Here is a 668-nt window from a genome sequence, read left to right as displayed (position 1 = left end):
CGCGTGTTGCGCGAACCAGATGCCTCGCTGCGCAGCTGACAGCGGAAACGCCCCTTCCGGAGCGCCGCTACTACCCGCTGCTTGTCCCGACCCCAAGGGTTACTCCGTTCTCGAACGCGTGGCGACTGCCGCCTGTGTCTTTGGTGATTCGTAGTTCTCGGTCCCACGGACTGCGTCGTGAGCCGGCCTTCCGATGAACGCCATCACATGAACGGGCCTTGCCGGTTCGAAGCTTCTCGCGGAGCGGGGACGTGCCGGGCATGGGATGCCCTGCGCTGATCGAAGAGTTCCACCACACTCGGAGTCCATGTCAGACGATCGTCCGAAACCCGATTGCCTGCGACGCTGAACACTCCAAGGCCCTTACATCCCGAACTACTTGCGGTGAGCGGGTTCATCCGTGGCTCCGTTCTCTCATCGATCCAACAAGCGGCCACCCAATCGGTGCTCGTCATCCTCCGAGTCGAGAGCCGAGTCTACGGCGCTGGTGAAGGAGCGAAACATCGTCGCGATCATTGCTTCGGCCTCCTCTCGCTCGGTGGTGACAATTTCGGTTCGTACGGCTCCGCGGCAACGCCGGGAATTACATCGGTGTCACATCCACTAGCGTTACCGGTGAAGCTGTGACGTACCCAACCCTCGATACTTCCAGAACCAGGCCTGAATTC

Source organism: Rhodococcus sp. NPDC059968, from assembly GCF_042738615.1.
Classification (GTDB): Bacteria; Actinomycetota; Actinomycetes; order Mycobacteriales; family Mycobacteriaceae; genus Rhodococcus_F.
Note: the sequence above shows the minus strand (reverse complement) of the source record.